This window comes from Pedobacter ginsenosidimutans, assembly GCF_001442625.1.
Lineage (GTDB): Bacteria > Bacteroidota > Bacteroidia > Sphingobacteriales > Sphingobacteriaceae > Pedobacter > Pedobacter ginsenosidimutans.
Window position 1 is genome coordinate 45,862 of sequence record NZ_LMZQ01000019.1, and the last position, 10,626, is coordinate 56,487.

At 37.1% G+C, this 10,626-nt stretch carries 4 protein-coding genes and 1 pseudogene; 1 reads left to right on the plus strand and 4 read right to left on the minus strand.

The window, feature by feature from the left end:
* Positions 1–11 precede the first annotated feature (11 nt).
* From ASU31_RS19695 to ASU31_RS19710, 4 genes are all read right to left on the minus strand, one after another.
* Positions 12–3,026, minus strand: a complete 3,015-nt coding sequence (locus ASU31_RS19695; RefSeq protein ID WP_057933992.1) for a SusC/RagA family TonB-linked outer membrane protein — start codon at positions 3,024–3,026, stop codon at positions 12–14.
* A 378-nt stretch (positions 3,027–3,404) separates the two neighbouring features.
* The gene (locus tag ASU31_RS19700) at positions 3,405–6,284 is read right to left on the minus strand and encodes a triple tyrosine motif-containing protein (RefSeq protein ID WP_157258137.1); all 2,880 of its coding nucleotides are present in this window, start codon (positions 6,282–6,284) and stop codon (positions 3,405–3,407) included.
* A gap of 417 nt (positions 6,285–6,701) precedes the next feature.
* Entirely contained in the window at positions 6,702–7,637 is a 936-nt protein-coding gene (gene trhO, locus ASU31_RS19705) for an oxygen-dependent tRNA uridine(34) hydroxylase TrhO (protein ID WP_057933994.1), read from the minus strand.
* 124 nt (positions 7,638–7,761) lie between these two features.
* Positions 7,762–10,209, minus strand: a complete 2,448-nt coding sequence (locus ASU31_RS19710) for a DUF5686 and carboxypeptidase regulatory-like domain-containing protein (protein ID WP_057933995.1) — start codon at positions 10,207–10,209, stop codon at positions 7,762–7,764.
* Between the two features lie 247 nt (positions 10,210–10,456).
* Between ASU31_RS19710 and ASU31_RS28055 the strand changes: the two are divergent.
* Positions 10,457–10,626: pseudogene (locus ASU31_RS28055) on the plus strand (glycine C-acetyltransferase); the annotation flags it as partial.

The window sequence follows — 10,626 nt, forward strand, 5'->3', positions numbered from 1 at the left end:
TTTCGTTGTGATTAAAAAGTAACTTGAACACCAAATCTGTATGTGGCCTGAAGTGGATAAACATTTGCATCTATACCTGCGTTGGTAGGAGTGCCACCTACTTCAGGAGTAAAACCTTTGTAACCAAATAGTGTTACAGGATTCTGCGCATCAAGGAAAAAACGGAGTCTTTGCATTTTCCATTTGTTCACTAATAAAGAAGGAAGCGCATAACCCAACTGTACATTTCTTAAGCGGATATAAGAGCCATCCTCAACATAAAATGAATTAGGTGCAGAGTTGGCCGTTGTTCCTAAATTTACAGAAGGATAAGTAGTTGAAGTACCTTCACCGTGCCATCTGTTATCATAAAAATCTTTAGTGAAGTTTTCGTTACCAAAACGAGATGCAATATTGGCATTATAGACATCAACGCCAGCTAAACCTTGAATATCAACAGTAAGATCGAAGTTTTTATAAGCTAAATTTGCGCTTAAACCATATGAATAAGTTGGATTTGGATTGCCTAAAACAATGCGGTCATTACCATTAATAATACCGTTGCCATCTGTATCAACATATTTAAAGTCGCCTGGCTTAGCACCTTTTTGTGCAGAAGCGGCAATTTCGGCAGGATTTTGGAAGATACCAGCAACCTCATAACCATAAAACTCTCCTATTGCGCCACCTTGAATGGTACGTGTAGCAAGACCTCCGTTTGAAAGACCTGCACCACCTGCATAAATTGGGTTGTTACCCGTTACAACTGATAAAACTTTGTTTTTGTTATAGCCAAGATTACCGCTTATTGAGTAAGCAAGACCAGATTCATTTGTATCTCTCCACGTTGCTGAAAATTCAAAACCACGGTTTTGGAAATCTGCCTGGTTACCTATTTGGTTACCCGAACTGGTACCTATTGAAGTTAAAACAGGGATTTCGAAAATTGCCTGCTCGGTTCTCTTATTGTAAAAGCCAGCTTCAATGTTTAACCTGTTTTTTAAGAATGCAGCTTCAAAGCCAATATCTGTTCCGGTAGTACGCTCCCAATTTAAGAACGAAGGAACCAATGTACTCACGTTTTTACCAGTATAAGCTATACCATTTAAAATAGCTACATATCCGCCATTTTGTGTAACTGTTAAGGTTGTTGGGTTTATCGGCACACCTGCATTACCCACCTTACCCCATGAGGCTTTTAACTTTAAGTTGTTAAATACCGTTTGGTCCTTCATAAAATCTTCTTGAGAAATTACCCATCCAGCACCTACTGACGGGAAATAACCCCAAAGATCGCCTCCACCAAAAAACTGTGAGGCAGCATCAGCACGAAGCGTTGCATTTAACAGGTAGCGGTCTTTAAAAGAGTAATTAACCCTGCCAAAATACGAAGCATAAGTTGTTAGTGCACCACCATCTGTAACTGAGCGCTTATCCGCACTACCTAACGTTAAATACAAATCGCCATCACTTGAGTATGGCACATCAAATGCCGTTGCATTTAAGAAATAAGATTTTCTTCTTTGCGCAGTTTGACCAGCTAAAACAGTTAAATTGTGTGCTCCAAATGTATTTTTATAAGTTAATGTATTTTCAATGATCCAGTTTCTGGTTTCCTCACGCCTAACATCCAATTGGCTTTGCGTGCTTTGTTGGCCTTGGGTAGCTTTATAAACTGGAATATATGCCCTTACTTCATTTTGACCAAAATCTCCGCCTAAGCTTGTTTTAAATGTGAAATTTTTTGCAATGGTTAATTCTGCATATACATTTCCATTAAGTCTATAATTTAAAGATTTTTGGTTAAAGAAATCGATTGTTGCCTGTGGATTAAAATTATTCCCGCCACCTAAACTAAAATCGTTGGCATCACCATAAGTCCCATCTGCGTAATAAACTGGAACAACTGGCCCCGCCGCATATAATTGACGGAATATGCTTGATGGAATATCGTTTGATTTGATAGCCGTACCGGAAACAGTATAGCCTATTTTTAAAGGTGCTAATATTTGGAAATCGTTAGATAATTTCGCTGTATAACGCTGATAGTTTTGTTTTTTTACAATTCCATCTTCATTGGTATAACCCAAAGAGAAATTATATGTCGATTTATCACCTCCACCATTTACAGATAATTGATGATTGGTTTGTAACGCATTTCTAAATACCTGATTATACCAATTGGTACCTACGCCATAGCTTTCTGGATTAGCAAATAGTTTTGCAGCGCCACTCGATGCTGATAATTCATTTATCAGTGTAGCATATTCGGTTGCATTGGCCATTTCTATTTGATTGGTTACAACTTTATACCCTACAGATCCATTATAAGTAATAGCTGCTTGACCCTTGGTGCCTCTTTTAGTAGTGATCAATACCACCCCGTTTGCTGCACGAATACCATAAATAGATTGTGATGATGCATCTTTCAGAATGCTTAAATTTTCAATATCAGCAGGATTTAAGAAACTGATATCATCATACCATACACCATCAACTACGTATAGAACGCCAGTATTACCATAAATTGTTCCAGTACCACGAATAGTGATTTGTGGCGACGAACCTGGTGCGCCATTATTGGTAATGGTTACACCTGCAACCTTGCCCTGTAAAGCACTAATTGCATTTACTGATGCCTGTTTTGAAATATCTTCTCCTTTTACAGTTCCAACTGATCCTGTAACATCAATTTTTCTCTGCGTACCGTAACCCACAACTACAACCTGCTCTAATTGTTGTGTTGATGAAGCCATTGATACATTAATGGTTGTTTGATTATTTACAGCTTGCTCAAATGCTGTATAGCCTACAAAGTTAAATACCAGTGTGGCATTGGCCGGCGCGCTAAGGGAGTAGTTGCCGTTCACATCTGTTTGCGTACCAGTTTGTGTGCCTTTAATTAAAATAGATACGCCTGGTAGGGGTGTCTTATCACCTCCATCAATTACCTTACCTTTTACAGTAATGTTTTGCGCTAATGCTACGTTAATTGTTAGCAAACAAAATGCAGCGAGAACAGAAATTCTTGTAAAGATTCTTTTCATGCTTTATTATAAATTTAGTTTAATTGTTAGTTAAATGTGAGGTTGTTTTTGCTGATGCGCAAGTGTTTTTACCTCTACATTAATACATCATCTTGCCTTGTGGGGTATCTCACCCCAGTAAACCAAATGCAATTTTAGCCCAAAAACGCAGTTTTCTGGATTTTAACATCATATTAACATATGCACAAGTGTACAAAGCACACTAAGTGTTTTGTGGGGATCAGAAAGCGGTTGTGAGAGGTAATGATGTAGTGCCTGATTTGAGTTTGAATAGAAAAGAGTCTTAAAATCCGGTTTTTACGCAATCGTTCCCGAAACTATTTGTCTCTGGTTTTTTATTGCAGTAAGTTAAAATATTTTGAAAAGGAAGGTTTAATTTTACAGCTCCATTAAAAACTCTGTCAGGTTTTTATCGTGGGGCACTTCGAGCTTTTTACGCAAGCGATACCTGCGTATTTCAACTCCTCTTAAACTAATGTTTAGTAGTGATGACATCTCCTTGCTACTCATATTCATCCTGAGGTAGGCGCAGAGTTTCAAATCATTCGGAACAAGATCGGGATGCTGTGCCTTTAATTTTTTAAAGAAACTTTCGTGGGCCTCATTAAAACTATTCTCAAATAAATGCCAATCACGCTCATCATTCATTCCATCATTAATTACTTTCTGGATTTTGCGGGTCTGATCATCTGAGAGTTTTTTACCATTCTCATCCTTTAATTTGGTGATTTCATCACTTAGCTTTTGAAGCAGTTCGTTTTTATAAACGAGGGTCATGGCCGAGTTGGCGAGTTCTCTGTTTTTCGAGGCCAATTCGGCTTGTAATTTTTCGGTTTGCAGCTTGATGATCTGCTTTTCGTTGATCTCTGTTTCCTGCCTAAGAATCTCTTCCTGCTCAGCCTGTAAACGATCGCTAATTTTTTGGCTATCCCGCTGTAATTTTCTTTCGTAGATTTTTTTGCCCAGAATTAACACCACCACAAAAAGAACAACATAACACAAAATGGCCCAGTTATTTAGATACCATGGCCGCAAAATGGTAAACGAATAAACGGTTTCCCCGCTTACTGAAGTATCATCGATTTTTGCCCTAACTTTAAAAACATAGTTCCCGGCACTTAAATTGGTGAAATCTTTTTCTGTGGCATAACTCCAGTCAGACCAGGCCTTAGAATATCCCTCTAAATAAAACTGATATTTAACCTTAGCCTGCCGGTAATAGGGCAATGCATAAGAAATGCGGATATTGTTGCGGCTGTTTTGGATCTCTGTTGATTCCTCACTATTTCCAGTTTCGCTGATGAGCGAAAATTTATCGGTAATATCTTCTACACGCCTGATCAGTACGGCAGGCAATTTTTGCTTCTGCAAATTCAGTTGAGCCGTAGGATTGTAAATTACAAAGCCATCATCAACGCTGATCAGGTAAATGGAATTACTGATTCGGCTGATATTCTCATAATATTGCACCATCCTGCCATCTAAAATGCTGAATTGATTCGAATCTATTTCTACTTTACCAGGTTCGCTAAAGTTAACCAGTGCTGTTTTTCCGTGATTAATAAACCAATATTTTTTGCCTCCTGCGCTAATAATTTTATTGGATGATTCGAAAGAACCGAGTTCTTTATTAAGTGCTTCGTATTTGGTAAACTTATTGCTCAATTCATCGTAAGTATAAAAACCCGCATCAGAAGAAAAGACAATTTTGTTCTCTAAGTTGAATATATTGATGTTGTAATTGCCAGGGAGCCCGTTTTTTTCATCGAAATATTTTGTGCTGGTTACACTCGTGTAATTAGTACTTAAGCTTAATTTGTACAACCCTTTATAAGCATGCGCCACCCAGATATCTCCCTTATTATCCTGTTCTACATATCTGGATGGGGCATCAAAGCCTGCAATTTTTGTAGCAAACTTTAATCCCAGCGCTGGAGATTCTGTAAAAAGCGAAAGCCCGGTATAAGTGCCCTGAACTAGGTAATTTGGATTTGAGTTTAACTTTTTAATCGTCCAGCCACCAGCTGATCTTGATAACCAATCGATTTTATCGCCGTTTACTTTAAATGTGCCACTATTATGCCCGCAGATCAACTCATTATCAATAATGGTGAGTTCCCATACCTGCCCTTGTGAATTAGCGATTAACCGAAAATTAAATGGCAGTAGGTTATCTGGCGACCACTCGCTATAAAATAAACCTTGATTGGTACCGAGATAAATTTTATTATTAAAAATAATGCTGGAGTAAACAGTACCAAACTGACCGGTTTTATCGAAATAAAAATATAAAGGAGAGTTAAGTTCTATGCGGTCTATCCCGTTATCAAGACCTGTCCAAAGATTTTGTTCATTATCGGCATATAAACTTAAAACAGTATTGTTCTGTAAACCGCTCGATTTATTGATCCGTTGCACAACTCTTCCATTTTCATCAATGATGATCAGGCCATTAAGGATAGTACCATAAGCAAAATATTTACCCAATAAACTTACCCCATTGTTAAGTTGGTAGGTTTTAAGATAGCTATTTGCCGGCGTATTCAGGGGCGTAAAATCTTTTCCGTCATAGGTAAATAATCCGTTCTTACTGGTGCCGATAATGAGGCCGCTGGTTTTATAAGGAAGGATAGAAAGAATTCCTTCTTTGCCAAGTTTCTCACTGTTTGGAATATGAACTAACTTGTTGCCAATGAGTTCGAACAAACCTTTTTCCAGTACTTCAATTAAGAACCTTTTGTTTACCTTATGGAGAAACAGAAAGGAAGATGGCGATTTTACAACCTCGATTTTGTTGTTTTTATAGATAAATATTTTCGAAAAGGATTGAAAGATTACCCTGTCCTGGTCTACATAGATTTTCCAAACTTCATCATTGATTTTTATTCCTTTTGGTAAAAGATTGGTAAGTGAGCTATAGGTTAACTTGTTGCTTTTAATCGACCAAAAGCCAAATTCACCAAAGCTACCGGTATAAATTCTTCCTTTATCATCTATCGCGACCGATCTAACAATTTGCCTGTTGGGCATCTGATATTTCTGCCAGTAGCGGCCATCGAAAGTTAAAAGTCCTTCAGCATTGCCAAAGTACATCACGCCATTTTTATCTTTTGCTATACTCCAGTTCTGGTTTCCTGACGAATAAACAGATTTTGGATAATTTTCTATATATGGAACGCCTATGCTTTTAATTTCTGATGCATGGGTATTTATTGCGAAGCACGATAATAATAATAGGAGCCGGAAATAGTTTAGCATAAAATGGTTAATAGGTAAAGCCATTAATACACAAAGTAAATGAAAAATTGTTTAATAGTCGATCGTTAATGGCCTATAGTTCATGACTATTAGTTTAATGATGGCTTTTTGATAAATGATCAACAATCGCACTATTAAAACAGATCGTGGTTATGCAATATTATAATGGTTGATTGTCTTCACCATTGAAAAGTTAAGAAACATTAAGTAGTTAAGTAAATTAAGGATTGAATACTGGAACCTGCTAACTAGCCCTGATGGCAGTGGCACGAAGCCAATTCTTCATTGGCGAAGTAAAACGTACAGCAGGACGGAACCCTTGTTGTTTGCAATGACACTGCGCTCCAAAAAACTTATGATGTTATAATTCCTGCAATTGAAACTTCATCAATCAACTATGAGCTATCAATCCAAAACCTAGCTTTTTACTGCTACCGGCTGCGGAACCTTTACGTAATAGCCTGTGCCATCGTATGGGCGTTTGCGCGGGTTAGTTGTACATGCTGTTGAGCAACAACCTTGAAGCTGATCGCCGCATTCATCGCATTGGGTAATGTGTTCATTACACTCTGGATTGGCACAGTTGATCATTTTAGGGGTAGTTTTACCACAGTTATAACAAACTGAAACAATGGTAGGGTTTACTTTATTTACATCAACGGCTATGCGGTTGTCGAAAACATAACACTTGCCTTCAAAATCCTTTCCGCCTGCTTCTTTTCCATATTTAATAATGCCACCATGTAATTGGTAAACATCGTTAAAACCATGATGTAAAAGCAAAGCAGATGCCTTTTCACATTTTATGCCACCTGTACAATACGTTAATATTTTTTTGTCTTTATATTGGGCAAGTTGATTAATCTGTTCAGGGAAATCGCGGAAATTCTCGATATCGAGTGTTAATGCATTTTTAAATTTACCAAGATTGTGTTCATAATTGGAGCGGACATCCAGGATAATTACATCCTCATCATCTTTCATTTTCATGAAATCTACAGGCTCTAAATGTTTACCTGTTTTTTCGTTCGGATTAATGATCGAGGTATCTCTTAAACCAGAATGAACAATTTCTGATTTATAACGGCAGTGCATTTTCAGAAACGAAGGCTCCTCAACGTCATCTATTTTAAACTCTGTTTTTGCAAACCTTTCATCGGCATGTACAGCTTTCATGTAAGCTTCGCAAGCCTCAGCAGTACCAGAAACAGTGCCGTTTAAACCTTCATCGGCAACGATAATTCGGCCAACTAAACCTAATGATTTACAAAATTTAAGATGATCGGCAGCAAATTGTTCTGCCTCTGCTATGTAGCTATAGCAATAGTAAAGTAGTGTCTGATATTTTTCCATAACGCTGTTGATACCGTTGCAAACGGCGTTTAAAGCGGGGCAAAGATAATAAAAAAGGTTGAAGGTAAAAGGATAAAGATGTAAGGTTTTGCCCTCTACCTTATGCCTTCAGCCCTAAACCTTATTATAGGGTGTAAGCTATTCTAAATCCTTGTGTTAATTTGCGGGCACCATCATAGGCAAAGCCATAACTGGCCCTTAATACCAGGCGCTGGAAACCGAAATAAAATTCTTTATAATTTCTTTTTTCTGGAGAAGACAAATAACCGCCCCCAATAAATTCTTCTAATTTAGCTTTACGCAGTAACGGCACTTTATTTGTGAAAAAGCCTGCAAAATTATGCTCTAAATGCGCTTCGAAGTATTGCTGGTTGGTGCTAAACTGATAAAAATCTAAAAATTGAAACTTCCTTATATTAGGAGGGAAGATGGTAGATATGTTACCTGAAAAATGTTTGAAATCAGGATAGTACATCTTTGTATTATTAAGAAACTTTCCTGCCCCAACCAAAAATGAGCTATAACCCAATAACCCTAAGCTAATTCTATCCTGATAAACTTCTGCTTTTACAAAATCATAATCAACATCGCTATTTAAAACATTGTTAAATCCTTTTTTATATAATACTGTAATCCTAGGAAAGTGAGATTCGGTATAAAACTTGCCATCTGGACGGGTAATGTATTTCTGACCGATGGTGTAGGTTAAACTTACAGTTGCACTTAAGGAGTTGTAGGTGGGGAAAAGTGGCGTTTCTACAGTTGGACTAAAAGGATTGTTCGACGTAAATTCCCTGTCCTTGGCATCGATAAACTTAAATGTAGAGTTATTGATTAAATTTTTGTTCCTGCTATAATCTACACTTGCACTTCCCTGTAATCCTGTTGCCAGTTCTCTGGTGGTGTTAATGTTAATAAAGCTTTTCTCATAAAATTTTGAGAAGTTTTTTTCGTAAAGCAATGAATTAATGGTATTGCCTAGGGCAGTCATTGAGCCCAGATTGTTTAGGTCGAAAATGCCATTTCCGAACGATGCACCTACACTGGCCCTTTTAAGCGGATTGTAATAGTAACTTCCGGTTAAACTTCCGGTAAGTTTTTGGTTGGCAAAACCATACCTCAGTTCAGGGCGGATAGAATAAGATCTCCTATTCTCAAAATCCTTTCTATACGTAACTCCATATTTTACCGCAAAACCTTCTACGGTATTGTAAAATATGGCTTTAAGTACCGGATCGAAAGACCAGTATTCCTTATCATAGCGGTCGTTAACACTATATCCTCTAAGCAGCAATTTGCCGATACCAAACTTATTGTTGTCTTTTTCTAATGAATCGAGATACTTTTTCGATTCCTTTAATTTAGCAATACTATCTTTTTTAACGTAATTAAGCTTTTCGTCACCTGTTAAAGGGATCGGCCTATTATTTGTCCAGTAGGTAGAGTCTTTTTTGTTCACCATTTCGGTTATTTTCAATATTTCGCCATTGAAAAAGTTTTTAGGAAACTTAGGGTCAACATTGTAATTGCTATAAATACCAACAAAATAGCCTGCAATTTTAAAGCCTAACACATTACCCGCAAATTGAAAATTGATAGCGGTAGGCATGTAAACCTCCTTAACTTTGGTGAATTGCTGGCTGATGTTTAAGGTATCGATAAAGTTGATCCCCGATTTTTTAGTTAAGTAAACATCGGTATTGTAAATTCTCCAGCTGCCATCAATAATGTAAATAATTCCCCTAAACACAGGGTCATTTTCGCGACGGGGGATGACCTCGATTTTGTGGATCAGTTCTCCATTTTCTTTGCTTTCGCCAAGCAATTTGTATTTATAGTAAAACAGGGCATTGTCTGCAATTGGCGAAATAAAGCCCCTGGTACTTAATTTGTTTTCGAGCAGGTAATTATCATAAAAATTAATGATGAGATCAGATGCTTTATTAAAACTGAAAGCATTGTTTCTTCCGGCAACTTTTGATGAAATCATTTCTTCGTGCACATCATTAGGCCTTCTGAAATTGAACTTACTCTGCGATTCTGATAAATAAATGATACCTTTTCGATTGGTATCGAGTTCCAAAACTTTTTGGATATCCTGCCCGAAAAACTTTTTAGGGGCACCTCTTAAACGTTGTACACCTTTGATGTAAACATCGCAACTAAATTCCTTAACTTCATTTAAGTGTGTTTTTCTTTGCTTAATGGTCTTACGGATAATGGCATAAGCCGGATCTTCAGCATTTGCCCTGATGTTTACATTTTCTAAAGTATAACTTTCGGATGTAAGGGTTACGTTGAGCGAAATATCGTCGGTAAGGTTGATGATATGCTCCTGCTGTTTATAGCCCACTGCCCTAAAATGCAGCGTGTATTCTCCCGTTTTTAGCTTCATCGAATATCTCCCATCAACATTTGCAGATGTGCCGGTAGTGGTGTTTTTTAAATAAACGGAGGCAAAAGGAACAGGCTGTCCGTTAGTATCTTTAACTATACCTGTAATGGTAAATTGTTGAGCAAAAACAAAATTGGTGAGGCCACAAAAAAATAGGAGCGCGCAAATTCTTATCATAAATTAGATTAGTAAGCTATAAATATCGAATAACTTTTAAGACTATACATATAGGGGGGTGTTAAAGTTTGTTAAGATTGAAAAAAATGGGATAATATTAATTTTTTTCAGAATAATATAAATGTAATCACCATTAGCCAACTAATCAAACGTTTGTCTCTAAAATATGTTGTTAAAATTGCCTTTTTAGGTCTGTAAAGACTTTTTTTTATAACTTTGGGCGTAAAATCAACCATATAAAAAGGCCATGTATAAAACATTACAACCTGTTCTTCAGAAAGAACTTGAAGAAATCGAAAACGCTGGATTATTTAAACGCGAAAGAATTATTGTTACCCCTCAGGGTGCCGACATTAAAGTGGCCGGCGGTGCTGAAGTAGTTAACTTTTGTGCAAATAATTATTTAGGACTCTCTTC

Bases quoted from the DNA above. Each gene is read 5' to 3' on its own strand.
- trhO (WP_057933994.1), bottom strand. From the start codon at position 7,637: ATGGAAAAATATCAGACACTACTTTACTATTGCTATAGCTACATAGCA.
- ASU31_RS19710 (WP_057933995.1), bottom strand. From the start codon at position 10,209: ATGATAAGAATTTGCGCGCTCCTATTTTTTTGTGGCCTCACCAATTTT.
- ASU31_RS19700 (WP_157258137.1), bottom strand. From the start codon at position 6,284: ATGCTAAACTATTTCCGGCTCCTATTATTATTATCGTGCTTCGCAATA.
- ASU31_RS19695 (WP_057933992.1), bottom strand. From the start codon at position 3,026: ATGAAAAGAATCTTTACAAGAATTTCTGTTCTCGCTGCATTTTGTTTG.